Origin of the sequence: Xanthomonas vasicola pv. musacearum NCPPB 4379 (assembly GCF_000277895.2) — a bacterium.
Lineage (GTDB): Bacteria > Pseudomonadota > Gammaproteobacteria > Xanthomonadales > Xanthomonadaceae > Xanthomonas > Xanthomonas vasicola.
Window position 1 is genome coordinate 2,648,552 of sequence record NZ_CP034655.1, and the last position, 25,387, is coordinate 2,673,938.

The 25,387-nt window shown below is 64.3% G+C and carries 20 protein-coding genes, 2 other RNA genes and 2 pseudogenes; 10 read left to right on the forward strand and 14 right to left on the reverse strand.

The window, feature by feature from the left end; all coding sequences use genetic code 11:
* Positions 1-45 precede the first annotated feature (45 nt).
* Positions 46-1,032, reverse strand: a complete 987-nt coding sequence (locus KWO_RS12395) for a lytic transglycosylase domain-containing protein (protein WP_026112450.1) — start codon at positions 1,030-1,032, stop codon at positions 46-48.
* 48 nt (positions 1,033-1,080) lie between these two features.
* Positions 1,081-2,043 (reverse strand): helix-turn-helix transcriptional regulator, encoded by a 963-nt coding sequence (locus KWO_RS12400; protein ID WP_017112345.1) that lies wholly within the window; start codon positions 2,041-2,043, stop codon positions 1,081-1,083.
* 101 nt (positions 2,044-2,144) lie between these two features.
* Between KWO_RS12400 and KWO_RS12405 the strand changes: the two genes are divergently transcribed.
* From KWO_RS12405 to KWO_RS12450, 10 genes and pseudogenes are all read left to right on the forward strand, one after another.
* Positions 2,145-2,786, forward strand: coding sequence for a glutathione S-transferase family protein (locus KWO_RS12405; protein ID WP_033007007.1), 642 nt, complete (start codon positions 2,145-2,147; stop codon positions 2,784-2,786).
* Positions 2,787-2,824: 38 nt separating this feature from the next.
* On the forward strand, positions 2,825-4,279 hold the full coding sequence (miaB, locus tag KWO_RS12410; protein WP_010382439.1) for a tRNA (N6-isopentenyl adenosine(37)-C2)-methylthiotransferase MiaB: 1,455 nt from the start codon (positions 2,825-2,827) through the stop codon (positions 4,277-4,279).
* 422 nt (positions 4,280-4,701) lie between these two features.
* Positions 4,702-5,690, forward strand: a pseudogene (locus KWO_RS12415) (PhoH family protein).
* Complete coding sequence (locus KWO_RS12420) at positions 5,687-6,211, forward strand: hypothetical protein (protein WP_010382448.1); 525 nt, start codon at positions 5,687-5,689, stop codon at positions 6,209-6,211. Before KWO_RS12415 ends, KWO_RS12420 begins: the two are co-directional and overlap by 4 nt.
* 51 nt (positions 6,212-6,262) lie before the next feature.
* A complete protein-coding gene (ybeY, locus tag KWO_RS12425; protein ID WP_010382450.1) occupies positions 6,263-6,748 on the forward strand; it encodes an rRNA maturation RNase YbeY in 486 nt (161 codons plus the stop codon).
* The gene (locus tag KWO_RS12430) at positions 6,748-7,266 is read left to right on the forward strand and encodes a hypothetical protein (protein WP_010372566.1); all 519 of its coding nucleotides are present in this window, start codon (positions 6,748-6,750) and stop codon (positions 7,264-7,266) included. The genes ybeY and KWO_RS12430 overlap by 1 nt, the downstream gene beginning before the upstream one ends.
* 58 nt (positions 7,267-7,324) lie before the next feature.
* Positions 7,325-7,402: non-coding RNA, sX9 sRNA (locus KWO_RS12435), on the forward strand.
* 102 nt (positions 7,403-7,504) lie between these two features.
* A complete protein-coding gene (locus KWO_RS12440) occupies positions 7,505-8,383 on the forward strand; it encodes a CorC family transporter (RefSeq protein WP_010382452.1) in 879 nt (292 codons plus the stop codon).
* A gap of 14 nt (positions 8,384-8,397) precedes the next feature.
* On the forward strand, positions 8,398-9,651 hold the full coding sequence (locus tag KWO_RS12445; protein ID WP_227479766.1) for a lipoprotein N-acyltransferase Lnb domain-containing protein: 1,254 nt from the start codon (positions 8,398-8,400) through the stop codon (positions 9,649-9,651).
* Positions 9,652-9,667: 16 nt separating this feature from the next.
* Entirely contained in the window at positions 9,668-10,669 is a 1,002-nt protein-coding gene (locus tag KWO_RS12450; protein WP_010382456.1) for a magnesium and cobalt transport protein CorA, read from the forward strand.
* Between the two features lie 159 nt (positions 10,670-10,828).
* Here the strand turns inward: KWO_RS12450 and KWO_RS12455 are convergent, their stop codons facing one another.
* The 12 genes and pseudogenes from KWO_RS12455 to KWO_RS12510 all read right to left on the reverse strand — a co-directional run bounded on the left by KWO_RS12455 (position 10,829) and on the right by KWO_RS12510 (position 25,285).
* Positions 10,829-12,193, reverse strand: a complete 1,365-nt coding sequence (locus tag KWO_RS12455) for an NAD-dependent succinate-semialdehyde dehydrogenase (RefSeq protein ID WP_010382458.1) — start codon at positions 12,191-12,193, stop codon at positions 10,829-10,831.
* Between the two features lie 215 nt (positions 12,194-12,408).
* Positions 12,409-13,257, reverse strand: coding sequence for an ABC transporter permease subunit (locus KWO_RS12460; protein ID WP_010382459.1), 849 nt, complete (start codon positions 13,255-13,257; stop codon positions 12,409-12,411).
* Positions 13,254-14,165, reverse strand: a complete 912-nt coding sequence (locus KWO_RS12465; RefSeq protein ID WP_033006817.1) for an ABC transporter permease subunit — start codon at positions 14,163-14,165, stop codon at positions 13,254-13,256. Before KWO_RS12465 ends, KWO_RS12460 begins: the two co-directional genes overlap by 4 nt.
* Positions 14,157-14,232: non-coding RNA, sX9 sRNA (locus KWO_RS12470), on the reverse strand. Before KWO_RS12470 ends, KWO_RS12465 begins: the two co-directional genes overlap by 9 nt.
* Before the next feature lie 61 nt (positions 14,233-14,293).
* Complete coding sequence (locus KWO_RS12475) at positions 14,294-15,427, reverse strand: ABC transporter ATP-binding protein (RefSeq protein ID WP_017112535.1); 1,134 nt, start codon at positions 15,425-15,427, stop codon at positions 14,294-14,296.
* A gap of 113 nt (positions 15,428-15,540) precedes the next feature.
* Positions 15,541-17,031, reverse strand: coding sequence for an efflux transporter outer membrane subunit (locus KWO_RS12480; protein ID WP_010382466.1), 1,491 nt, complete (start codon positions 17,029-17,031; stop codon positions 15,541-15,543).
* 4 nt (positions 17,032-17,035) lie between these two features.
* Positions 17,036-18,622 carry an MDR family MFS transporter gene (locus tag KWO_RS12485; protein ID WP_011347790.1) on the reverse strand — a complete coding sequence of 529 codons (1,587 nt, stop codon included), beginning with the start codon at positions 18,620-18,622 and terminating at the stop codon, positions 17,036-17,038.
* Positions 18,619-19,821, reverse strand: coding sequence for an HlyD family secretion protein (locus KWO_RS12490; protein WP_017112536.1), 1,203 nt, complete (start codon positions 19,819-19,821; stop codon positions 18,619-18,621). The genes KWO_RS12485 and KWO_RS12490 overlap by 4 nt, the downstream gene beginning before the upstream one ends.
* A gap of 280 nt (positions 19,822-20,101) precedes the next feature.
* Entirely contained in the window at positions 20,102-21,217 is a 1,116-nt protein-coding gene (locus tag KWO_RS12495) for a polyamine ABC transporter substrate-binding protein (protein ID WP_010382478.1), read from the reverse strand.
* 220 nt (positions 21,218-21,437) lie between these two features.
* The gene (locus KWO_RS12500; RefSeq protein WP_010382479.1) at positions 21,438-22,805 is read right to left on the reverse strand and encodes an aspartate aminotransferase family protein; all 1,368 of its coding nucleotides are present in this window, start codon (positions 22,803-22,805) and stop codon (positions 21,438-21,440) included.
* A gap of 333 nt (positions 22,806-23,138) precedes the next feature.
* Positions 23,139-24,524 (reverse strand): glutamine synthetase family protein, encoded by a 1,386-nt coding sequence (locus KWO_RS12505; RefSeq protein WP_010382481.1) that lies wholly within the window; start codon positions 24,522-24,524, stop codon positions 23,139-23,141.
* Positions 24,525-24,530: 6 nt separating this feature from the next.
* Positions 24,531-25,285, reverse strand: a pseudogene (locus KWO_RS12510) (gamma-glutamyl-gamma-aminobutyrate hydrolase family protein).
* Positions 25,286-25,387 lie beyond the last annotated feature (102 nt).

Here is a 25,387-nt window from a genome sequence, read left to right on the forward strand (position 1 = left end):
GCCGCGCTCGCCTGCTAGCCGGCCGCACCGTCGTTCGTTGCCGCGTCAGTTAGCCGCAGTCGCCTGGCCACGATAGCGGCCGGCCAATACACCCACACGTTGCACGTAACGCTGGGTCTCGCTATATGGTGGCACGCCGCCATAACGGTCCACCGCGCCCTCGCCCGCGTTGTAGCCGGCAGCAGCCAGGGTAAGGTCGCCATTGAAGCGTTTCAGCAGCCAGGACAGATACTGCACGCCGCCGCGAATATTTTGCGTTGCATCATAGGCGTCGCTGACACCGAAGCGGCGTGCGGTACCCGGCATCAACTGCATCAGGCCTTGTGCGCCAGCGCGACTGAGCGCAAGCGGGTTGTAGGCCGATTCGGCGTGGATGATGGCGCGCACAATCGATTCCTCTACCCCAAACTCGTGCGCCGCCGCTGCGATTTCCTGCTGATAGGCGTTGGTGTTGAGGCGGATCGCACCGAAGTTGACGCCAGGCTTGGCACCGCAGGCGTAGCAGGTTTCGATAAAACTGTAATGGATGGTGCGCAGGCCTTCGATGCTAGCGACCTGGCGCGGACGGGTGCTGGTGTAGTGGCGCACACCGTCCTTCATATAGGAGTACACCTGCCCGCTGACCACCCTGCGTGGGTTGACCGCTGCTGCCGCTGGCGGGGGCACCACCAAGGTGGCCGACGCCGGCAACGCACGCGGCGCCAGCGTCGAAGCGACCTCGGCAGCACGGCGTGGCGAGTGGCTGACCGGCTGGCTGATGATAGTGGCCGGCGCGCCGCTGTCGATAGTGGCCATGCTGCGCGCAGGGCTGGCGGACATGCCCGCTGCCGCTGGCACGGACGGTGGCAAACGACGGACAGAGCGATCCGGCGTGTAGCTGCTGATGACGCTGCAAGTAGCGCCACTCTGACGCTTGCTCAGATAGCTGGTGATGCCGTCGCCGCTGACGCACTTGTACAGCGTGCCGGCGCTGACCGGCGCAGCCGACAACGTGACAAGCAGTAGCCCCAGCAATCTTGACTTCCCCTTCATGCGGCGCAGTGTCCCAGCTTGCCCAGGGCTTGCCAAGTGGCGGCCAGCCTACTGCGGCAGCCGATCCAGTTGCCCGCGCAACGCGTTCAGCGCCTGGGTCAGCGCGGTACGCGCTTCGGCCGGCGCAATCGCGTCGAACGGCAGGTCTAGCAGCAACAGGTTGGCCGCCAGCGCGGGCATGCTCGGCGCACCAAGACCCAGCCAGCAACGCGCAGGGCCATCCGCCTCCAAGGCACCCAACCAAGGCGGGATGCGGGCTGCCAATGTCTCCACAGTCCCGGCCAGGCGGACCCGCGCCCGGCACGGGAACGGCGCCTCGCCAATGGCTTTGCGCAACAGCTGCAGCGGTTCCTCGGGCAATGCGCGGGCGGTGAACCGCGTGCCGGTGGCGACCGCCTGATCGATCCGGTCCACGCGCAGGCTACGCCAGTCCTGACGCTCGCAGTCCCAGACCAGCAGATACCAGCGCCGCCCGTAGTTCACCAGCAGCGCCGGCTCGACGTTGCGGGTGAAGGCCGCGCCGGAATGGCGCCGATAGTCCAGCCGCAAAGTGACCCGGTCGCGGCAGGCAGCGGCAAGCTGTGCGAGCAAGGCCGCATCGACCAGCGGTTCCGTTTCGGCGGCCGGCATGCTGGCCATGGCGGCATGCGCGGCACTGGCACGCTGGCCGCTGCGCGGCAGCAGCGGGTCCAGTTTGGCCATTACGCGTGCGGCCGCGGCATCCATGCCGCGCACGGCCGGTGCGGCGGCGCGCAAGGCAACCGCCACCGTCAGCGCCTCGTCTTCTTCAAATAGCAGTGGTAACGCCGCCGCGCCCTGCCCCAGACGGTAACCACCGCCGCTGCCAGGCGCGGCGCGCACCGGGTAACCCAATTCGCGCAGGCGCTCGATATCGCGCCGCAGACTGCGCGGATGAATGTCCAAGCGCTCTGCCAGAGCCACGCCAGACCAGCTGCGGCCACCTTGCAGCAGGGAAAGCAGACGCAACAGACGGGCAGCGGTAGAAGCCATCGCGCCACCGTATTGCGGACAAAAACTGTCCGCAAGCGCCCCGTAAGATCGGCACATCAGCCATGACCCGCTTCGTCACCGCAGTCAGCCTGGAGACCGCAATGCCCGACGACCGCCATATCACCCTCTTCCATAATCCCCGCTCCCGCTCGCGTGGCGTGCTGGTGCTGCTGGAAGAACTGGACGCGACCTACAGCGTGCACCCCATCGATCTGGCAAAGGAGCAACAGCGCACGCCGGAATTCCTTGCCATCAACCCCATGGGCAAGATCCCGACCATTGTTCATAGCAGCAGCGTGGTCACCGAACAGGGCGCCATCTACCAATATCTGGCAGAGCTCTACCCGGAAGCCGGTTTGTCGCCCGCGCCGGGCGATGCCGACCGTGGTGCCTACCTGCGCTGGTTGGCGTTCTATGGCTCGGCCTTCGAGCCGGCGATCATGGATCTTGTGCTCAAGCGTGACGCGCCGCCGCGCTCGCTCTCGCCCTACGCCAGCGCCGACACCGTGCTGGCGGTGGTTGATGCGCAGCTGGCAAAGGGCGATTACGTGCTGGGCTGTCGCTGCAGTGCGGCCGATGTGCTGTGGGGTGGCGCGCTGGCGTGGATGGTGGAATTTGGCCTGATCGACCCGCCCGCACCCACCCGCGCCTACATCGCCCGGATGGCTGCACGCCCGGCAGTGGCGCGCGCCCAGGCGGTCGATGCCCCCGCCGGGGCGGACGCTGCTGGCGCAAGCGGGTAAACTGGGCGGCTATCTTCTACCCGTCTGGAATAAGCGCCATGCCCGGGACATCCGTTTCCGACCTGTCCACGGCCACCGCCGTGGATGCACCCGCCCTGTTGCCATTGCCCGTGGCGCGCCCGTCCGCGCCTGCCGTGGTGCGCGGCAAGCTCTATATAAAGACCCACGGATGCCAGATGAACGAGTACGACTCGGCCAAGATGGCCGACGTACTCGCTGCTTCCGAAGGCCTGGAGCTGACCGATAACCCGGAAGATGCGGACGTGGTGTTGGTCAACACCTGCTCCATCCGCGAAAAGGCGCAGGAAAAGGTCTTCAGCCAGTTGGGGCGCTGGAAGGCACTGAAGGCCGGCGGCAAGCCGGTGATCATCGGCGTTGGTGGCTGCGTGGCCTCGCAGGAAGGCGAAGCCATCGTCAAGCGTGCGCCCTACGTAGACCTGGTGTTCGGCCCGCAGACTTTGCACCGGTTGCCGGAGCTGATCCGTGCCCGGCGCGAATCGGGCAAGTCGCAGGTGGACATCAGCTTCCCGGAGATCGAGAAGTTCGATCGCCTGCCCGAGCCGCGGGCCGATGGCCCGTCGGCGTTCGTGTCGATCATGGAGGGCTGCTCCAAATACTGCTCGTTCTGCGTGGTGCCCTACACCCGTGGCGAAGAAGTCAGCCGGCCGTTCGAAGACGTGCTGGTGGAAGTGGCGCAATTGGCAGCGCAAGGCGTGCGCGAGATCAACCTGCTCGGCCAGAACGTCAATGCGTATCGCGGTGCGTACGGCGCCGATGCCGGCGACGCCGCGCAGTACGCCGATCTGGGCTTGTTGATTCGCACCATTGCGCAAATCGACGGCATCGGCCGGATCCGTTTCACTACTTCGCACCCGCTGGAGTTTTCCGATTCGCTGGTGGATGCGTACCGCGATGTGCCGCAGCTGGCCAACTATCTGCATCTGCCGGTGCAAGCAGGCAGCGACCGCATTCTGTCGGCGATGAAGCGTGGCTACACCGCGCTGGAATTCAAATCCAAGATCCGCAAGCTGCGTGCGGTGCGCCCGGATATTTCGATCAGTTCGGATTTCATCGTCGGCTTTCCCGGCGAAACCGAAGCGGACTTCGAAAAGACCATGAAACTGATTGAAGACGTGGGCTTCGACCAGAGCTTTTCGTTCGTGTATTCGCGTCGCCCCGGCACCCCGGCATCGGACCTACAGGACGACACGCCGGAAGCGGTGAAGCAGGCGCGTCTTGCGCGTCTGCAAGCGCACATCAGCGCGCATGCGGCAAGCATTTCGCAATCGATGGTGGGCAGCGTGCAACGCGTGCTGGTGGAAGGCCCCTCGCGGCGCGACCCGAACGAATTGACCGGCAAGAGCGAGAACATGCGCCCGGTGAATTTCCCGGGCAACCCGCGTTTGATTGGGCAGTTCGTGGACGTGTTGATCACCGAGGCGATGAGCAATTCGCTGCGTGGGCGCATCCAATTGGACGACAGCGCGCGGTGATGGCGCGTGGGTGCTGCGCAATGCCGCGCCCCTTCAAGCAGCGCAACGACGCGCCGAAGCGTGTCGGGCGCAATGGTCAAAATTTCACCACCCATCTGCAGCGCCTTGCAGCGTAAGGCCTCGCTGCACTTACCCACAGGCTTTGCCGAATTCGATCCACATCCTGTGTGGACAACCCAGTCGGCACTGGCGTTTTTTCACCACCGGCCCCGCAGACCCTGTGCCAGTAAGCGCGACGACTTTTATCCACAGGTTAGTGATGCGTGACTCCACAGCGCTTGTGGAAAACCTGCGCGCTTCTGCAGACGGCTGCATGTCCGCAGTACCGCGCAGCCCGGTGTGTTGGTGGGATCACATGCCGCGCGCTACCCTTTTGATCCCGCCCTGCCGACGCGCACCTGCGTGCGCTGTCCGATCTAATCATGAACGCATCAGCACACCGCGACTTCACCCTGGAACCCGACGATACCGAGCGGCTGGCCAATCTGGCCGGCCCGTTCGATGCGCATCTGCGCCAGATCGAACTCAAGCTTGGCGTCGAGATCGCCAACCGCGGCAACATCTTCCGGGTCACTGGACCGGAGCCGGCCATCACCGCCACGCAGTCGCTGTTGACCGCGTTATACCAAGAAGCCGCTGCCACCACCTTCGACACCCACGCGATCCATCTGCGGCTCAACGACGCGTGCTCGACCAGGTGGTCGAGCACGCGTATCAGGCCCAGGATGTCGCCATCAAGGTCAAGCGCGGCACCGTGCGTGGCCGGGGTGCTAACCAAGCCAAATACCTGCATGCGATTGCCACGCACGACATCAATTTTGGTATCGGCCCGGCCGGTACCGGCAAGACCTTCCTGGCGGTAGCGTGCGCGGTCGAGGCGCTCAACGAATCGCGTGTGCAGCGCTTGATCCTGGTGCGCCCGGCAGTGGAAGCCGGTGAGAAGCTAGGCTTTTTGCCAGGCGATCTCAGCCAGAAGGTCGACCCGTACCTGCGCCCACTCTATGACGCGCTGTACGAAATGCTGGGCGTGGAAAAAGTGGTCAAGCTGCTGGAGCGCAACGTCATCGAAATTGCGCCGCTGGCGTACATGCGCGGCCGCACGCTAAACGATGCGTACGTGATTCTGGACGAGGCGCAAAACACCACCATTGAGCAGATGAAGATGTTCCTGACCCGCCTGGGCTTCGGCTCCACGGCGGTGGTGACCGGCGACCTCACCCAGATCGATCTGCCCAAGCACGTCAAATCCGGCCTGCGCGATGCGATCGAAGTTCTGCGCGAAGTGGAAGGCACCAGTTTCACGTTTTTCGAAGCACGCGACGTTGTGCGTCATCCCTTGGTGCAGCGCATTGTGACTGCCTATGACAAGCGTGATCAGCAGGAAAACGCGACCAAGGGCAACGCTGAGTGAGCCCTCGCATTGCCAGTCTGGTGTTGGCAAGCGGACTGGCAGCCGTGGGGGCAATCGACGCGACCGAAGCGCCACGTCCTTCTGGCATTTCGATCGTGGATCGCGATGTGATTCCGGCAACCCAGGTCACGCCACCGTGCGTTTCGCTGGCCGCCGCGCAGACCAGCGTCAGCATTCCGACTGCGTATCTGGAAGACCTGGCAAATCAGGCGCAGGGCGACATGCAGAACAGTAATGATCCTGCGCGAGTCGCGTACTGGAAGGGCCGCAGCGCGCGCTGGCTACTGGACCTGGCGGGAACAGTGCGCGATGCAAAGGGCTGTGACAGCTCGCCGATCGCGCACGCGCATCGCTCGAGCCAACGGCTGGCCGTCACCCTGTTGGAAAGCGGTATTGCGGCCGTCTGGGTGCACGATCAGCCCGGGTTTGTTTCAAGGTTGCGGGCGCGGGACTACAATCGCGATTGCGCGCGCGGTCCGCTCGGCAGTTCCGTTACCGCGTGGCCAACGGGCCCGCGGTGATGCTGCTGGTCACCTGCATGCGTTGACCCTTTAGCTCAGGAAGCCTTTGCCATGACCCGTGGACCTGTCCGCCTCGACGTTGCCGTCAGTTACGCGCTGCCGCGCGCCGGCTTGCCGTCGGCGGTGAGCTTTCGCAAGTGGGTGGCCGCTGCGCTGAAGGGACGCATCCGCGAGGCCGACCTGGCAGTGCGCGTGGTCGACGAGAAGGAAGGCTGCTCGCTCAATCATCATTACCGCGGCAAGGACTACGCCACCAACGTGCTGAGCTTCCCCGCCGAGCTGCCGAAAGGTCTGCCCCAGGGCATCAAGATGCCGCTGCTGGGCGATTTGGTGATCTGCGCACCGGTGGTAGCACGTGAGGCCGCCGAGCAAGGCAAATCGCTGGCCGCACACTACGCGCACCTCACCGTGCACGGCACCTTGCATTTGCTCGGCTGGGATCACGAAGACGACAAGGAGGCCGACGCGATGGAGCAACTCGAACGCGAGATCCTGGCCGACCTCGGCATCGACGATCCGTACGCGGGAGAGCCGTGATGCGTCGTTGCATTGCCGGTGCCCTGCTACTGCTGAACGTCCCCGGCGCATGGGCACAAACTGCGCCGGTGCGGCCGGACCTGCCGGCGTTGATCGAATGCCGCCAGCGCATCGGCGACTTCAGCGCGCTGGCGCCGGTGCTGGCCGACCCGCTCAAAGCAGTCGCATTAGGCTGGACGCCGCTGGATCAATCCAACCTGTTCATGACCGAATACACGCTCAACACGCCGATCAGCGTGTTCGGCCACAGCACCACCCACATCGCGTTTTCCGGTGCCAGCGTCATGGCGATCCTGGACCTGCCCGACCCGCGCCCGCTCGCCAAGCAATTGAACCTGGAACTGGGCGTGGATAACGCCGAGAAGGTGATGTACGGGCGTGAGCTGGTCAGCGAAGACACCACCAACCCCAAGACCGGCGAGGCGATGATCGAATCGGTCGTGCTGAGCGTGACCAACGTCAAATCGCATCCCGGCAAGACCGTGGTTGGCTGCGGCTACAGCCTGGATCTGCCCTAAGAGCCGCCAACAAAACGATTGCGCCGCCGTGCGGGCGCGGCCGGCGCGCGGATTCGGCATGTACCACTCGTACACTGCGGTTCCGAGCGCGGCGTGCACACCGGTCTGACGACCGCTCGCTATGGTTTTGTTAGCCGACCTGAGCCTCACCAGGCAACGGCGCATCCACAGCGCCTTGCCGGCTTCCTGCTAGACTGACGGCTAACGCCTGGTTTGCCGGGTGCCCTTCCCCGTCACGATGTCCGAAGACGACAGTAGCCAATCCCCCGAAACACCGGAAAAACGCCGTAGCTGGCTCGAGCGCCTCAGCGCTGCCTTCTCTGGCGAACCCCACACCCGCGACGAACTCGTCGCCTTGCTGCGGACCGCCGAACAGGACGGTCTTATCGCCGCAGACACCTTGCGCATGATGGAAGGCGCGATTTCCGTGTCCGAGCTCACCGTGGGCGATGTAATGATCTCGCGCTCGCAGATGGTCTCGCTGCCAGTGGAAGCGCGTTTTATCGACCTGATGAAGCAGGTGGTCGAATCCGGCCATTCGCGCTTCCCGGTCCACGGCGAGAACAAGGACGAAGTGCTCGGCATCCTGCTGGCCAAGGACCTGCTGCGCGGCGTTGTGGCCGACAACGGCCCTGGCAATGTGCGCGAATTGCTGCGCCCGGCGGTGCTGATCCCCGAATCCAAGAAGCTCAACGTCTTGCTCAAGGAATTTCGCCTCTCGCGCAATCACATGGCGATCGTGGTGGACGAGTACGGCGGTGTCGCCGGGCTGGTCACCATCGAGGACGTGCTGGAGCAGATCGTCGGCGAGATCGACGACGAGCACGACGATGCCGAAGAAGAGAAGTCGCTCATCGCGATCCAGGCCGATGGACGCTATGTGGTCGATGCGTTGACGCCGATCGAAGACTTCAACGAGCGCTTCGGTGCCGAGTTCCCCGACGACGAATACGACACCGTCGGCGGGCTGGTCACCGATGCGATCGGGCATCTGCCTGAAACCGGCGAAGAGCTGACGCTGGGGCGGTTTGCGTTTCGGGTGGCCAAGGCCGATGCGCGGCGCGTGCATGCCTTCCACGTCACCATTCTGCCGCCCGACCCGCAGGACGACGCTTGAACCTGTCGCATGGCATGACCGTTGCAGCGCGCGTGCGCTGCAGCGCCCGGCGTTGGGCTGCATGCTGGCTGCTGGTATTGCTGGCGCTGTTAGTGACGCCGGCTACTTTCGCGCAAGCGCCCGCGCCGGACGCCGCTACTGCCTCCCAATCGGCGCCACGCGTCGGCGTGGTGACCATGCAACCTGGCGAAGTGTTCTTCGAGCGCTTCGGCCACGATGCCATTGTGGTGGTCGACCCGCGCACGCAACAGGCCACCTCCTACAATTTCGGCTTCTTCGACCCGAGCGAGCCGGATTTCGTGCCGCGTTTTGCGCGCGGCGAAATGATGTACTACCTGGTCGCGCTGCCGCTGGAAGAAGACCTGTCGCAATATCGCGACGCTGGCCGCGGTGTCAGCATTCAGTGGCTGGATCTGCCGCCCGACCAGGCACGGGCGCTGGCCGACGGTCTTGCGGTGCGTAGCCAGCCGGAAAACGCGCGCTACCACTACGATTACTTCATGGCCAACTGCGCCACCATGGTCCGCGACACCCTGGACCGTGCGATGGGCGGCGCGCTCAAATCGCAACTGGCCGGCCGCTCGCGTGGCAACACCTTCCGCAGCGAAGCGATTCGCCTGGCCTCGCCTGCCCCATGGATGTGGCTGGGCTTCGACCTGGGCCTGGGGCCGTACGCAGACCGTCCGTTGTCGCGTTGGGAAGAAGCCTTCGTGCCGATGCGGCTGGCTGACAGCCTGACCCAGGTGCACAACAGTGCCGGTCGCCCGTTGGTGCAATCCACGCAGGTGTTGCTGCCGCATCGCATCGCGCCGGAGCCAGCCGAAGAGCAGCGACACTGGTGGCCTTGGCTGTTGACCGGGCTCATCGTCGCCGCAGGTGTGCTGGCCTTGGGTCGCAGGCAGCGCCTGCTGGCCGGACTGGCGTTACCGCTGTGGCTGTTCTGCGCCATCGGCGGCGGGCTGTTGGTGTATCTGTGGGGATTCACCGCGCATCAATCGGCATGGGCCAACCGCAATCTATTGCTGGTCAACCCGCTATGTGTCTTGCTGTGGTTCGGTGGCATCCGGCTGCAGTTGGGCCATAGGCCGGGCCGCTGGTTCACCGTGCTGTCCTGGGTGGTTGCGGCAGGTGCGCTGGTGGCGTTGCTGATTCACTGGCTGTCGTTCCAGGCGCAGGACAACCTGCAATGGGTCATGCTGCTGTTGCCGATCCACACCGCGCTCGCAATTGCCCTGCGGCCGCGTGACCTGCCCGTCCGCACGCGCTGACTTTAATGATGCGCCCATGAACAATCACGGCCATCACCCCGATAATCCGTCCTGCGTCATCACCTGCGCCTACTACGACGGTGACGGCAAGCGCCACGACATCAGCCTGGAACAGATCAGCGATGTGCTGCAGCGCCCGGATGGCTTCGTCTGGGTGGGTCTGTACGAACCGCAGGAATCGGTGCTGCACAAGTTGCAGGACGAATTCGGCCTGCACGATCTGGCGATCGAAGATGCACTCAAAGCGCATCAGCGACCCAAGGCCGAGAGTTACGGCAATTCCTTGTTCGTGGTGGTCAATACCGCGCAGTTGGTCAACGAGCGCATCCGCTATGGCGAGACGCATGCGTTCCTGGGTAAACGCTTTCTGCTGACCGTGCGCCACGGCGCATCGCTGTCGTACGCGCCGGTGCGTCATCGCGTTGAACGCGAGCCGGCGATGCTGCACATGGGCCCGTCGTTCGGCCTATACGGCGTGCTCGATTTCGTGGTCGACAATTACCTGCCGATCATGGACGAGTTCCGCGACACGCTGGAACGCCTGGAAAAAGACATTTTCGCCGATGACTACAAGCGCGAAACGGTGGTGCGCCTGTATGAGCTCAAGCGCGAACTCAACAAGATGCGGTTGGTGGTTGCGCCGCTGCAGGATGTGCTCTCGCACCTCAAGCGCAACCCTGGCTCACTGATCCACAAAGAAGTGGGCATCTACCTGCGCGACGTGCTTGATCACGCCGTGCGCACCAGCGACGCCATCGACACCTTGCGCGAAATGCTGGGCACTGCGCTGAGCGTCAACCTTTCCATGGTCACGCTCGCCCAGGGCGAGACCGTCAAACGCCTGGGTGCCTGGGCCGCCCTGCTGGCCGCCCCGACCCTGATCACCAGTTGGTACGGCATGAACTTCACCCACATGCCAGAGCTCGACGCCCGCTACGCCTACCCACTGCTGGTCGCCGGCATCGTGGGCTCGTGCCTGGTGTTGTATCGCCTGTTCAAGCGCGCTCGGTGGCTTTAGGGCCGCGGTGCGGCCCGAGATTCGAGATCGGGCATTCGGGATTGGTTTGAGCAGTTGAGCAGTTGGCTGGTTGTTGATTTTCAACCTGGGCCAGGATGCTCGTAAGTCGCGATCGTCTGCTCTTACGAATCCCCAATTCCGAATCCCAAATCCCCGCCGTCAAGCCACATAAATCGTCTTGATGTTCATGAACTCGTGGATGCCGTGATCGGCCAGTTCGCGGCCGAAGCCGGAACGTTTTATGCCGCCGAAGGGCAAGCGTACATCGCTCTTGACCACTGAATTGACAAATGCCGCGCCGCACTGCAACTGCTGCGCCACGCGTTCGCCGCGCTTGGCATCTGCGCTCCACACGCTGCCGCCCAGACCGAAGGTGGTGTCGTTGGCGACGCGCACCGCTTCTGCTTCATCCGCAACCCGAATGATCGAGGCGACCGGGCCGAACAATTCTTCGTCGTAGGCCGGCATGCCGGGGGCGACATTGTCGAGGATAGTTGTCGGATAACCGGCATGCGAGCCGGCTATGGGTTCGCCGCCCAGCAAGACCTTGGCGCCCTTTTCCACGCTGGCCTGCACCTGCTTGTGCAATTCGTCGCGCAGATCGGCACGTGCCATCGGCGCCAGCGTGGTGCTCTCTTGCTGCGGGTCACCGAGGACACGCTTGGCTGCGGCGGCGACGAAGCGCTCGATGAACTGGTCGGCGATCGCATCCACCACGATGAAACGCTTGGCGGCGATGCAGGTTTGGCCGCTGTTGTCGAAGCGCGACTGCACGGCCGATTGCACGGTGTGCGCCAGATCGGCGTCTTCCAGCACCACGAACGCGTCGCTACCGCCGAGCTCCATCACGCACTTCTTGAGTTGGTCGCCTGCATTGGCGGCCAGCGAGCGACCGGCGCGTTCGCTGCCGGTCAATGTCACCGCGGCAATGCGGTCATCGCGCAGTACATCGGCAGCCTGGTCGTTATCGATATGCAGTACATCGAATACCCCCGGCGGAATGCCGGCGGCGTCGAGCAACTCCTTCATGGCATCGGCGCAGCGCGGCACATTGCTGGCGTGCTTGAGCAGCGACACGTTGCCGGCCATCAGGCTGGGTGCCAGAAACCGGAAGGCCTGCCACAACGGAAAATTCCACGGCATCACTGCGAACACGCAGCCCAGTGGTTCATAGCGCACGTAGCTGGATTGCGCTTCGGTGGGAATGTTGTGCGGCGCCAGATATTCGGCGGCGTGTTCGGCGTAATACGTGCAAGCCTGAGCGCACTTGTCGATCTCGGCCAGCGCCTCGCGGCGCAGCTTGCCCATCTCGGCAGTCATGATGCGCTGCAGGTCTTCGCGTTGCTTGGTCAGCTCTTCGCCGACGCGCCGCAGCAACGCGCCACGCTCGCCCAGCGGCAACGCAGCCCAGGCAGGAAATGCCTTGGCGGAGGCGGCCAGGCGCGCTTCGATAGCAGCGGCGTCAAGCGTCTGCTGGGTGTGCTCGACCTGGCCATTGGCCGGGTTGACGGTGTCGTAGGACATGGCGTTCTCCAATAGCAAGGCCGCCATGCTAGTCGCCGGAAAGTTGTAGCCGCGTCACAACCGCCTGAAACTGCTGCAACAGTGTGTTTGCGTGCACGTGTTCGCTAACCACACCTTGGTACGCGTGGAGATCAGCTTGGTCTGGGTGTGCGAGAGAAAAACAGGCAGCAAGGCATCGCATGTCTCCTGACCTTAAGACTGACCTCCTGCAACGCTCAACCTTCGCGCTGCAACGCCAGTTGCGCATCGCGCAAACGGCGTTTTTCGCTGCGCGCCAGCAACCACCAGCCGATCACCGCAGCCGCCGAGACCGCCAGCACCATCACCGTGGCAAGGGCGTTGATCTTGGGGCTGATGCCCAGGCGCACCGACGAGAACACCTTGATCGGCAAGGTGGTGGAATTGGGCCCGGCCAGGAAACTGGCGATCACCACATCGTCCAGCGACAGCGTAAAAGCCAGCAGCCAGCCCGATGCCAAGGCCGGCGCGATGATCGGCAAGGTGATCAGGAAAAATACCTTTAACGGTGTGGCGCCGAGATCCATCGCCGCTTCTTCCAGCGAGCGGTCCAGTTCCTGCAGCCGCGAGGAAATCACCACCGTGACGAATGAGACGGTGAAGGTGACATGCGCCAGCCAGATCGCCACCGCGCCGCGCGGCGCCATACCGAGCACGCCGCCCATCGACACCAGCAATAGCAGGATCGACAAACCGATGATCACCTCGGGCATCACCAACGGCGCGGTGATCAGTGCGCCAAACAGGGTTTTGCCGGGGAAACGCCGCATGCGCACCATCGCCATCGCGGCCATCGTGCCCAGCACCGTCGATGCGCAGGCCGTCCAGAACGCGACCTCCAGACTGACCCAGGCGGCGTCCAGCAATTGCCGGTCACGCAGCAATTCGCCATACCACTTGGTCGAAAACCCGCCCCACACCGTTGCCAGGCGCGAGGCGTTGAACGAATACACCATCAACAACAGGATCGGCAGGTACAGGAAGCCGAAACCCAGCGCGAGCACGCTGCCGCCGAGCAGGCGCCCACCGCGCGAAGCGCGCATCATGTCAGCCGCCCTTCGAGCTCACGCTGCTGGTAGCGGTGGAAGATCACGATCGGCAGCAACAGCAGCAACAGCATCACCGTGGCCACGGCCGCTGCCACCGGCCAGTCGCGGTTATTGAAGAACTCGCCCCACAGCACGCGCCCGATCATCAGGGTGTTCGGCCCGCCCAGCATTTCCGGGATGACGAACTCGCCCACCGCCGGAATCATCACCAGCATGCAGCCGGCCACGATGCCGTTGCGCGATAGGGGCAAGGTGATGCGCGCGAACGCCTGCCATGGCCGCGCCCCCAGGTCGTAGGCCGCTTCGAGCAGGCGCTGATCGTGCTTGACCAGGTTGGCGTACAGCGGCAACACCATGAACGGCAGATAGCAGTACACGATGCCGATATAGGCGGCGATCGGCGTGTACAACAACTGCAACGGCTGCTTGATCACACCCAGCGCCAACAGCACCTGATTGAGCACGCCATTGCCATCGAGAATGCCGATCCACGCGTACACGCGGATCAAAAACGAGGTCCACGACGGCAGCACCACCAGCATCATCGCCACGTTGCGTGTGGCCAGCGGCAGGCGCGCGATCACATACGCCATCGGATAACCGATCAACAACGCAAGCGCCGTGGAAATGGCCGCGATCTTGATCGAACTCAGGTACGCAGCCACGTACTGGCTGTCGCGCAGCAAGGCCAGATAGTTGCCCAGATGCAGTTTGAGGCTCACCGCACCGTCGGCAGCAACCGCCAATAGCGGCGTATACGGCGGCATCGCGGTGGCGCGCTCGGCGAAGGAAATCTTCAGCACGATCAAAAACGGAATCGCGAAGAACACCAGCAGCCATAGATACGATGCGGCGATCACGCCCCAGCGCGCGCCCGGCAACCCACGGCTAAGAGTGGCTAGCAGAACGTAGCGAGCAGCCGCCAGGGGGGCGCGGACGGCGCGCAGGAACCGCAGTGTACGAGTGGTACATGAGGATTCCGAGCACCGGCCGCGCCCCCCTGGCGGCTGCGCAGTAGTTTTGCTGGCCGCTCTCATGCGGTGAGCACCACGCCGTCGTCTTCGCCCCACCCGACCCACACGGTGTCGCCCCAGGTCAGCGCTTCGCTGGCCCAGCGCTGGCGATTGGCGAAATTGGCCATCAGCTTGACCCCGCTGGGCAAGCGCACGTGGTAGACCGAGTGGCTGCCGAAATAGGCGATGTCTTCGATCACGCCCTGGGCCTTGTTGCAGGCCTGGGCCGGCTCGTCCTTGCCGATGGCGAGCTTTTCCGGGCGCAGCGCGAACGCCACTGCCTGCCCTTCGAAGCCGGTGATGCCGTGGCCGATGCGGATGCAGGCATCGAACGCCGGCGTTTTCAAGGTGACGTACTCGGGCGCGTCGTCGGCGATGAGCGCATCGATCAGATTGACCGAGCCGATGAACTCGGCCGCAAACCGGTTGGCCGGCTGCTCGTAGATTTCATCGGGCGTGCCCACCTGCTGGATCCAGCCCTGGTCCATCAGCGCGATCCGGGTGGCCATGGTCATGGCCTCTTCCTGATCGTGGGTGACCATGACGCAGGTCACGCCGGAGGTTTCGATGATGTTGACCAGTTCCAGCTGCATCTGCGAGCGCAGTTTTTTATCCAGCGCACCCATCGGTTCGTCCAGCAACAGCAGCTTGGGGCGCTTGGCCAGCGAGCGCGCCAGGGCCACGCGTTGCTGCTGCCCGCCGGAGAGCTGGTGCGGCTTGCGCTTGGCCAGCGCGCCAAGCTGCACCAGTTCGAGCATCTCGCCGACGCGGCTGGCGATCGCAGCCTTGGGCAAGCCTTCCTGCTTCAACCCGAAGGCGATGTTCTGCTCCACACTCATATGCGGAAACAGCGCGTACGACTGGAACATCATGTTGATCGGGCGCTCGTACGGCGGCAGTGCGTCGATCGGTTGACCATCCAGGACAATGCGCCCCTTGGTCGGCCGCTCGAACCCGGCAAGGCAGCGCAGCAGCGTGGATTTGCCGCTACCGGAACCACCGAGCAACGCGAAGATCTCGCCCTTGCGAATCTGCAGGCTGACCTCGTCGACCGCAACGAAGCCGTCGAACTCCTTGCGGACCGCGTCGATGCTCAGGTAGCCGCCGTCGCCAGCGGTGAGGTGGGGCTGCGGGGTGGCCTCGGGGGATGCCATTGAACCTCTCGATTGCGCATTGCATGCGCCACAACGGCCAATGCCGACCATGATGGCAAAACCCGGACGCGGCCGCGCATGGGCTGCCGCGTCACAGATTGCCCTGGCTGCTCTCAGCGCGCGTCCTGCGCCGGTGCGCTCCAGCCCAGCCCCAGACTCTTCTGCAGGGCCACGTAATTCACCAGCAACTGCACCTGCGCCTGTGCGGCAGCGTCCTGCGCCGACAACTGCTGGCGCTGCACATCCAGCAGATCGATCGATGAGGTGGCACCGGCATCGCGACGCTGCTGCATCAGCCCGGCCGAGCGCGTGGCCGAGGCTTCGGCCTGGCGTGCGACCACCAGCTGCTTGCGTGCCGAACCGAAGCGCGCCAACGCCGAATTGGCATCCTGCAAGGCAGCCAGCACGGCCCCTTCGTACGCTGCCGTACGCCCCGCATTGCCGGCACGCGCCTGCTCCACCTGCGCGCGGGTCTTGCCGAAATCGAAGATCGACCAGCGCAGCATCGGCACCGCCAATGTGGTCAGCGCGTCGGAATTGAAATCGCTCGGCGAGCCGGCGACCCAGCTCAGCCCGCCCAGCAGACTCACCTGCGGGAAGTAGCCGTTGAACGCCTCGCCGATCTGCGCGCTGGAGGCGGCCAGCTCGCGCTCGGCCTTGCGCACGTCCGGGCGCCGGCGGATCAACGCGCCGGCATCGTCCACGCGCACCTGTGTCGGCAGCATCGGCAAGGGCTGCGGCGTGCTGAGCTGGGCATCCAGCGCGCCGGGCTCGCGCCCGACCATCAGGGCCAGCTGGTCCTGCGCTTCCTGCGCCTGCATTTCCAGCGGCAGGCGTTGCGCCTGCTGCTGCTGCACCTGGGTGGCGATCTGCTCGACCTGCAGGTCCGAGGCGGCGCCCTGCCCGCGACGTTGCTGCACCAGCTGCAGCGACTGGCGGATCTTGTCCAGGTTGGTATCGGCAATGGCCAGGCGCGCCTGCAAGCCGCGGTAGTTGAGATAGACCTGCCCGACTTCGGCGGCCAGCTGCACCTGCGCATCGGCCAGCTCGGCTTCGGAGGCCTGTGCCTGCGCCAGCGCGCCTTCGGCGGCGCGACGGCGGCGGCCGAAGAAATCCAGCTCCCAGCTCGCATCGAAGCCGGCGCTGTAGATCTGCGTCTCTTCCAGGTTCAGCGCCTGGTTGCCGGCCGCCGGCGGCTGGCCGGGTTGACCCTGTTGCAGCCCGCCGAGCGTGTCGACAATGGTCTGCGGCGGTTCGGCGTAGGCATACAGCGCGCTGGCGTTGAGCTTGGGCAGGCGCTCGGCGCGGCGTTGCTGTGCCAGCGCGCGATTGGCACGCAGCCGCGCCTGTGCCGCGCGCAGGTTGGGGCTGTCGGCCAAGGCCTGGGTGACCAACTGGGTCAGGAGCGGGTCGTGCAATTCCTCCCACCAATGGTTCAACGGTGCGGCGGCGACCACGTCTGCGCCGCTGGCACGATGCAGGGCGGGTGCCTGCATCGCCGCGTCGGCAACCGCTGGTGGCTTGGTGTAGTTGGGGCCGAGCATGCAGCCGCCAAGCAGCAGCATGCCCAACGCAGCAGCCAGCGGCATGCGGATCAGGCGCATGGAATCAGTGCATTGCAAGGTGCGCCCCCTTGGGTAACGGCTTGAGCAAAAAGGCCAGCGGAATCGTGCAGACCACGATCACGCCAAAGATCCAGAACAGGTCGCTATAGGTCATCACCAGGGCCTGCTGCTGCACGACGCGGGCGAACTGGGCGATCGAGCGGGCTGCCGCCTCGCCGCCGGCACTGCCCTGCATCTGTGCGGTCAGGCCGGCCAGCGCCTCCTGTGCACGGCTGGCGTTGGCGGTGATCGAGCTGCCGATGGTTTCGGTGTGGAAGGTCATGCGGCGCTCCTGAAAGGTGGAGATCAGCGCCAGCCCGACCGAGCCGCCCAGGTTGCGGCCGGCATTGAACAGGCCCGAGGCATCGCCCGCCAGTTCCGGCGGCACCGACGAAATCGCCGCCTGGTTGAGCGACATCATCGCCAACGCCAGGCCGCAGCCCTGCAGGAGCTGCCCGGCGACAAAATGCGTGCCCACGGTGTCGGCAGTCAGCGACAGATTGACGAAGCAGGCAGCGGCAAAGCAGATCAGCCCGGCAATGACCAGGATGCGCACGTCCACCGTTTCCAGCAGCTTGGGCATCATCGGCATCAGCAGCACGGTCGGCAGGCCGGACAGCAGCAGCACGTACCCGGCCTGCTCGGTGTTGTAGCCGGAGATCACCGCCAGGAACTGCGGAATCATGTACATGACGCCGAACAGGATCATGCCCACCGCCATGACCATGATGAAAACCGCGCCGAAGCTGCGCTGCAGCAGCAGCGACAGCCGGATCACCGGAGGGCGCCGCCGGAACTGGCTGATCACCAGGGCGATGAAGCCGCTCAACGCAAGCAGGCTCAGGGTATTGATCTCGCTGGATTCGAACCAGCGCTCGCGCTGGCCTTCTTCCAGCACCACGGTCAGCCCGCCCAGACCCGCGGTCAACCCGTAGATGCCCAGCCAATCGGCGTCGAGCAGGCCTGCCCAGTCGCCCTTTTCGTGCTTGAGGCCGAGCAGCAGCAGCGCAACCAGGCCAACGCAGATCGGCACGTTGATGAAGAACGCGTAGTGCCAGCTGACGTTTTCGGTCAGCCAGCCGCCGAGCAGCGGGCCGATCACCGGGCCCATGATCACGGTCATGCCGAACAAGGCGGTGCCCATGGTCTGCTGGCTGGGCGGCAACCGCGTGGCGACGATGGTCAGCGCGGTCGGAATCAGGGCGCCGCCGGCCAGGCCCTGCCCGACGCGGCCGATGATCATCATCGAAAGCGACGTCGACAGCCCGCACACCACCGAGAACGCGGTGAACATCACCGCGCAGATCAGCAGGAAATTGCGCAGGCCCAGCGTGCGCACGAACCAGCCGGTCAGCGGGATCATGATGATCTCGGCCACCAGGTAGGCGGTGGAAATCCAGGTGCCTTCTGTACCGCTGGCGCCGACCTCGCCCTGGATGGTGGGCAGCGCGGCATTGACGATGGAAATATCCAGCGTCGCCATGAACGAGCCGATGGTGCCGGCCAGCACCGCCAGCCAGGCGCCCGGCTCGGCCTTCTCGCGCTGGGCGCTGCCGCCGGCACGCGGGCCGGTGGCGGCCGCTGCACTCATCGCGCGCGCTCCTGCTCCTGCACGCGGTCGGATTCTTCTTCGGCACGCTGCTTGGCGTCCTTGGCCGAGCGCGTGTCCACGGTGACCTCCACCGACATGCCCGGCACCAGCACCTTGCGCGCCTCTTCACCGGCCAGCACACGGATGCGCACCGGCACACGCTGTACCACCTTGGTGAAATTGCCGGTGGCGTTTTCCGGCGGTAGCAAGGCGAACTGCGAGCCGGTGCCCGGCGACAGGCTCTCGACCTTGCCGTGCAGTTTTACGCCGGACAGCGCATCGACCTCGATCTCGGCCGGCTGGCCGGGACGCATCAGGCCGACCTGGGTTTCCTTGAAATTGGCCACCAGATACAGCGATTCCTGCGGCACGATGGTCATGGTGCGGGTGCCGGCGCCGAGGAACTGGCCCACCTGCACGGTCTTGTCGCCCACCCGGCCGTGGATACGGCTGGTCAGACGGGTGTCTTCCACCGCCACCCGCGCCTGGTCGGCATCGGCGGTGGCCTGTTTCACGCCGGCCTGTGCCTGTTCCAGTTGCGCGCGGCTGGCCTGGATCTGGCTCTCGCCGGCCTTGGCCTGCGCCTGCGCGGCGTCGTACTGCGCGCGTGCGCGTGCCAGATCGTGCTGCAGGCTTTCCTGATGTTCGTGGGTGTCTGCGCCGGAGGCGGCCAACGGCGCGAAGCGCTTCACTTCGGCCTGGGCGAACTTGAGGCTGGCAGCAGCGGCGGTGACCTGGGTGCGCGCCTGCAGCAGCGCCGATTCCTGCGCGGAGACATTGGCGGTGGCGGCGACGATATCGGCCTGGCGTGCGGCAATGGCGGCTTCGGCTTGCTGCAGGGTGGCCTGGTAGGTGCGATCGTCGATCTGCAGCAACGGCTGGCCGGCTTCCACGATCTGGTTGTCGCTCACCAGCACCTCGGTCACGTAGCCGCTGACGCGCGGTGCCACCGCCACCGAATCGGCCTGCAGATAGGCGTTGTTGGTGTCCTGCATGTAGCGGCCCTTGATCAGGTAATAGGCCAGCCACACCACGAGCAGGATCAGCACCAGCACCCCGACCAGGATCAGCGTCCACTTCACCTTGGGGTTCTTCAACGGCGAGGGCTTGGGCGCCTCCTGCTCGTCGCGCGCGCCGGCACCCTGCGCATCCGTGGCCGAAGACTGGCCGTCATTGGACTGATGGTCGTGATTGCTCAAAGGATGCGTCCTGTGTGATTGGCGAGGCACGCCATGCGTCTGCCAGATCAGCGGCTTCAGCGAAGGCGGCGCAACCATACAATATTTGTACCGCCCAGTACAGGTTACGTGACGAGCCGATCGGGTGGCATCTGGACTGATGGTCATCTGAGCAAGCGGCCATCGCTCTAAGCCGCGCGGCGCAATATGTCTGAACTGTTAGAGGTCGATGCTGGACGAGCGCCTCGCTACGCAGTGAAGCGCAGCGCAGCGTTCTATCGCGCACTCCGTACGCGCCAGCTCAACGACCGGTCTTGATCTCGGTCCACAGCCGCGTGTACAGCCTGTCCACGTCCGGGGGGTTGATCGCGTAGGTAAACATCTTGGCGGTCACTTCTGGCGGCGGATAGATGGTGGGGTCGTTACGGATTGCGGCATCCACCAGCGGCGTGGCGGTGCGCACGGGGTTGGCGTAATGGATGAAGTTGGTATTGGCCGCGGCCACGTCCGGCTTCAACAGATAATTGATCAAGGCGTAGGCGTTGTCCGGGTGCTTGGCGTCCTTCGGGATGGCCAACATGTCGAACCACTGCGGCGCGCCTTCCTTCGGAATGGCGTACGCCACCTTGATATTGTTGCCGGCTTCCACTGCGCGGTCGCGCGCTTGGATGATGTCGCCCGACCAGCCCACCGCCAGGCAGGTGTTGCCGTTGGCCAGCGAGGTCACGTACTGGCTGGAGTGGAAGTTCTGCACATACGGGCGAATGGTCTTGATCAGCGCGGCAGCTTTTTCGATCTCGGCCGGCGCGGTGCTGTGCGGATCGAGCCCGAGATAATTGAGCGCGATCGGAATCATGTCCGAGGGCGTGTCCAGAATGGTCACTCCGCAATCCTTGAGCTTGGACAGATTCTCCGGCTTGAACACCAGATCCCAGCTATTGGCAACATCGGTGCTGCCGAAGATCGCTTTGAGTTTGTCGACGTTATAGCCAATACCGGTAGTACCGATCATGTATGGCACGCCATAGGCATTGTTCGGATCCTGCGCTGCAATGCGGCGCATCACGTCCGGATCCAGATTGACCAGATTGGGGATCTTGCTCTTGTCCAGCGGCAGGAAGACGCCAGCCTGAATCTGCCGGCCGAAGAAGTTCAGCGTGGGCACCACGACGTCGTAATCACTACCGCCGGCCAGCAACTTCGTTTCCACCATCTCGTCGCTGTCGAACACGTCATAGGTCACCTTGATGCCGGTGCTCTTTTCGAACGTTGGAATGGTGTCTTCGGCGATGTAATCCGAATAGTTGTAGACGTTAAGCACCTTGGCCTGCGCAGCGGTCTTGCCGGGCGCGCCACTGCCGCCACAGCCGGACAACAGGGTGATGGACAGCGTCAGGGCGAGCAGTCGCAGCGTCATGTGGGTCTCCGGGGCAGCGCGATGTGGGCGGCCGGTGGCGAAGCCGGCCTTGCCCCAGCCTACTCACCGCGCCCGGGTTTGCCCAGCGCAGCCGGGACTGGCACAGGCGGACATCGCCGCTTGGCGGGCGCGGCAGCTGCTGGATTGCGCCGATGCTCGCGCATGGCGTCACCGATCTCTTCCATTTCCCCAGCAGTGCTCTCGGTGCGTGCGCGTCGCGCTATCTGCCCAGCGCCTGCGCGGTGTCCTCCAGCGCAGCCCAGGCTTTGTCGAACAACTCGTCCACCTGCTCGCGGGTGATGATCAAAGGCGGCGACAGCAACATGGCATCGTAGGTTGCGCGCAGTATTAGCCCGCGCCGCAGGGCGAAATCGCGGCACATCGCCCCCACACGCCCACGCCCCGAGAAATACACGCCGCGACGCTGCTTGTCCGGCACCAGCTCCAGCGCGCCGACCAGCCCGGCAATGCGCGCCTCGCCAACCAGCCGGTGCTCGCCTAACGCGGCCCAGCGCTGCGCCAGGTATGGCGCAACCTGCGTGCGCGCAGTTTCGACAATGCCTTCATCCTGCAGCAGCCGCAGATTCTCCAACGCCACCGCCGCGCACACCGGGTGCCCGGCGTACGTGCCTCCGTGCGCCAGTTCACCGCCTTGGGTCTTGAGCACACCGGCCACGCGGTCGTTGAACATCGCTGCCGCCAGCGGGATGTAGCCGGAGGTGATGCCTTTGGCCAGCGTCATCACGTCGGGCTGGAAGCCGAAATACTCCGCGCCGAACCACTCGCCAGTGCGCCCGAACCCGCAGATCACTTCATCGGCGACCAGCAGCACATCGTAGTGCCGGCAAAGGCGCTCGATTTCCGGCCAGTAACTGCGCGGCGGGAGATATACGCCGATCGCGCCCATGATCGGCTCGCCAATAAACGCGGCCACATTTTCCGGCCCGAGCTGCAGAATCTTGTCTTCCAGACGACGCGCCGCCAGCAGCCCGTATTCCTCCGGATCCATCTCGCCGCCATCGCCGAAGTGATACGGCGGCGCGATGTGGTGGATATCGGCAATCGGCAACCCGCCCTGCGTGTGCATGCCCTTCATGCCACCCAGGCTGGCACCGGCCACGGTGGTGCCGTGATAACCATCATGTCGACCGATGAAGATGCGTTTTTGCGGCTGCCCCTGCACCGCCCAGAAATGTCGCACCAACCGCAGAATGGTGTCGTTAGCCTCCGACCCCGAATTGGCGAAGAACGCATGATTCAAATCGCCGGGTACCAATTCCGCTAGTTTCGCAGCCAGCTGGATGGTGGGTTCGGTGGTGCACTGAAAGAAGCTGTTGTAATACGCCAACTGCTCCATCTGCCGCGCCGCGGCCTGCGCCAGTTCCTTGCGCCCGTAGCCGACATTGACGCACCACAAGCCACCGAACGCATCGAGCAATTGGTTGCCATCGGCATCCCAGACATACACGCCCTCACCACGGGTCAGAATGCGTGTGCCCTTCTGCGCCAATGCCGCGTTGTCGTTGAACGGATGCAGATGATGGGCGGCGTCGAGCTGCTGCAACGCGCTGAGCACAGAAGGATCCATGACCTGCTCCGCGTGTGGGGAGTTACAAGCATACCCGTCCTGTGTTGCGGCCTCGTGGATGGCATGAGACGTGACAGTCGCGATCTGCTGCGTGCCTGACACCGCGCGCACTGCCTGGCATTGCTCTGCGTTGCATTGTCTGCGCTCGACTGGCGCTATAGCGCAGCGGAAAATCGAGATTTCGCCGCAAAGTCGAAGTGCTATCGACAAGCGCTCTCAGACATCAAAAGAAACGGACACCGTACCCCCATCGGCCCTTGGGGCACCTTCTCCCCCATAAAGGGGGACAATGTCCCGGCGGGAGAAGGGAACGCGGCGCAGCGCAAGAACTCCTCACACATTCAACAACAAAAACTCCCGTTCCCACGAACTGATCACCCGAAAGAACGTCTCGTACTCCTTCCGCTTCACCGAAATATAGGCACGCACAAAACGCTGCCCCAATATCTCCTGCAACGCATCGCAGCCTTCCAGCTCATCCAACGCTTCGCCCAGCGAACGCGGCAAATCGTAGCCCTGCTCCTTGCCATTGCTGCTGATCGGCGCGGTTGGTTCGAGCTTTTCGCGAATGCCCAATAATCCGCACGCCAGCGTCGCCGCCATCGCCAGATACGGGTTGGCATCGGAGCCGGCGAAACGACTTTCCACCCGGATGTTCTGCGGTGCATCGATCGGCACCCGCAGCCCGCAGGTGCGGTTGTCGAAACCCCACAGCACATTGCTTGGCGAGACTTCGCCAAACATCAGCCGGCGATACGAATTGACGTTCGGTGCCAGCAGCCCCATCGCCATCGGAATGTATTTCTGCAGGCCGCCCAGATAATGCGCGAAGGTATCGCTGAAGCCGCCCTCGCGCTTGCCGCTGAACACGTTCTTACCAGTGCCGGCATGCAGCAGGCTCTGGTGGATATGCATCGCACTGCCGGGCTCGGTTTCCATTGGTTTTGCCAGGAAGGTGGCGTACACGCCGTGCCGCAGCGCAGCCTCACGCATGGTGCGTTTGAACAGGAAAACCTGGTCCGCACGCGACAGCGCATCGGCATGGGTGAAGTTGACTTCCAGCTGCGCAGCGCCGGATTCGTGGATCAAGGTATCCACGTCCAGTTCCATCGCATCGCAATAGTCGTACATCAGGTCCAGGATCGGGTCGAACTCGTTGACCGCGTCGATCGAATACGACTGCCGCGCCGTTTCCGGGCGACCCGAGCGGCCTGCCGGCGGCAATAACGGAAAGTCGGGGTCGGTGTTCTTCTGTACCAGAAAGAATTCCAGTTCCGGCGCCACCACCGGTTGCAGCTTGACCTGCGCATAGGCATCCAGCACGCGGCGCAGCACATTGCGTGGGGCAAGTTCGTGCGGCTCGCCATCTTTGGTATAGCAATCGTGGATGACCTGCGCAGTAGGGTCTGCCGCCCACGGCACCATGCGCACGGTGCTGGCATCCGGGCGCAGATGCATGTCCGAATCCGAGGGCGAGGTCAGTTCGTAATAGTCGTCCGGGAAATCGCCGGTGACGGTGGTGGCGAAGATGCCTTCGGGCAGGCGCGTGCCGTAATCGTGCGAGAACTTGTCGGCCGGAATGATCTTGCCGCGCGCGTTGCCGGTGATATCCGGCACCAGACATTCCACCTCGGTGATGCTGCGCTCTTTAAGCCAGCGGCGCAGTGCGCTCTCTGGCTGCTTGGGCGTGGCTTTGCGCGAACGTGTGCGGATGGACATACAACCTCACTTGCCGCGTTGCGCGGCGTATTGGCGACAGGCCTCGCCGAAGGCCTGAAAGATGCACGGTAGAACGGATGCTGTGTGACACGCCATTCCGGATGCCACTGCACCGCCAGCAAAAAGCCTGGGCCGGGCCCGCGAAAGGCTTCGATCAAACCATCCGGCGCGGTAGCCTCGAACAACAGCCCCTCGGCCAGCGCGGCAATGCCCTGCCCGTGCGGCGAATTCACCCACACCTGCGCGCTGTCGTTCATGCCGGCCAACCAGCCGTCAGGAGATAGATGCACCACGTGCGCCTGGCCGTATTGCGTGTCCAAGGGTGCCTTGCGGTCTTCGCGGTGGTCGGCCAGGCCGGGCACCGCCTGCACCCGCTGATGCAGGCGCCCGCCCAAGGCCACGTTGACCTCCTGCAAGCCGCGGCAGATCGCCAGCACCGGCAGTCCGCGTGCCAGTGCCTGCGGGATCAGCCCAAGGGTGGTGGCATCGCGCGCCGGGTCGTGCGGGTTGCCTTCCCAGCTGGGCTCATCGCTGTAGTGATGCGGCTCGACATTGCTGACCGCGCCGGTCAACAGCAGCCCATCCAGCCGCTCCAGCCACACGCTTGCCTCCAACGACGGCTGCAGACTGGGCAACAGCACCGGCATCGCTCCGGCGGCCTCGGCCACTGCGCGGATGTATTTCTCGCCCGCGGCCAGAAACGGATGCGCCCCTTGCAGGATGCGATCGGTCGGCAGGCCGACCAGCGGAACGACAGCCATGCGCAAGAATCCGATGCGGTGGAGGTAAACGTCGATACGGTCGAACTTACCGCGCCATCGCCGGCATTGCCAAGCGCGCCGCTGCGCTTGCGATTGCTCACG

Coding starts and splice junctions, on each gene's coding strand:
- KWO_RS12430 (WP_010372566.1), top strand. CDS start 6,748: ATGCGTCGTTGCATTGCCGGTGCCCTGCTACTGCTGAACGTCCCCGGC.
- KWO_RS12460 (WP_010382459.1), bottom strand. CDS start 13,257: ATGATGCGCGCTTCGCGCGGTGGGCGCCTGCTCGGCGGCAGCGTGCTC.
- KWO_RS12400 (WP_017112345.1), bottom strand. CDS start 2,043: ATGGCTTCTACCGCTGCCCGTCTGTTGCGTCTGCTTTCCCTGCTGCAA.
- KWO_RS12440 (WP_010382452.1), top strand. CDS start 7,505: ATGTCCGAAGACGACAGTAGCCAATCCCCCGAAACACCGGAAAAACGC.
- KWO_RS12405 (WP_033007007.1), top strand. CDS start 2,145: ATGCCCGACGACCGCCATATCACCCTCTTCCATAATCCCCGCTCCCGC.
- KWO_RS12395 (WP_026112450.1), bottom strand. CDS start 1,032: ATGAAGGGGAAGTCAAGATTGCTGGGGCTACTGCTTGTCACGTTGTCG.
- KWO_RS12495 (WP_010382478.1), bottom strand. CDS start 21,217: ATGACGCTGCGACTGCTCGCCCTGACGCTGTCCATCACCCTGTTGTCC.
- KWO_RS12500 (WP_010382479.1), bottom strand. CDS start 22,805: ATGGATCCTTCTGTGCTCAGCGCGTTGCAGCAGCTCGACGCCGCCCAT.
- KWO_RS12475 (WP_017112535.1), bottom strand. CDS start 15,427: ATGGCATCCCCCGAGGCCACCCCGCAGCCCCACCTCACCGCTGGCGAC.
- KWO_RS12485 (WP_011347790.1), bottom strand. CDS start 18,622: ATGAGTGCAGCGGCCGCCACCGGCCCGCGTGCCGGCGGCAGCGCCCAG.
- KWO_RS12455 (WP_010382458.1), bottom strand. CDS start 12,193: ATGTCCTACGACACCGTCAACCCGGCCAATGGCCAGGTCGAGCACACC.
- miaB (WP_010382439.1), top strand. CDS start 2,825: ATGCCCGGGACATCCGTTTCCGACCTGTCCACGGCCACCGCCGTGGAT.
- ybeY (WP_010382450.1), top strand. CDS start 6,263: ATGACCCGTGGACCTGTCCGCCTCGACGTTGCCGTCAGTTACGCGCTG.
- KWO_RS12505 (WP_010382481.1), bottom strand. CDS start 24,524: ATGTCCATCCGCACACGTTCGCGCAAAGCCACGCCCAAGCAGCCAGAG.
- KWO_RS12480 (WP_010382466.1), bottom strand. CDS start 17,031: ATGCGCCTGATCCGCATGCCGCTGGCTGCTGCGTTGGGCATGCTGCTG.
- KWO_RS12450 (WP_010382456.1), top strand. CDS start 9,668: ATGAACAATCACGGCCATCACCCCGATAATCCGTCCTGCGTCATCACC.
- KWO_RS12445 (WP_227479766.1), top strand. CDS start 8,398: ATGACCGTTGCAGCGCGCGTGCGCTGCAGCGCCCGGCGTTGGGCTGCA.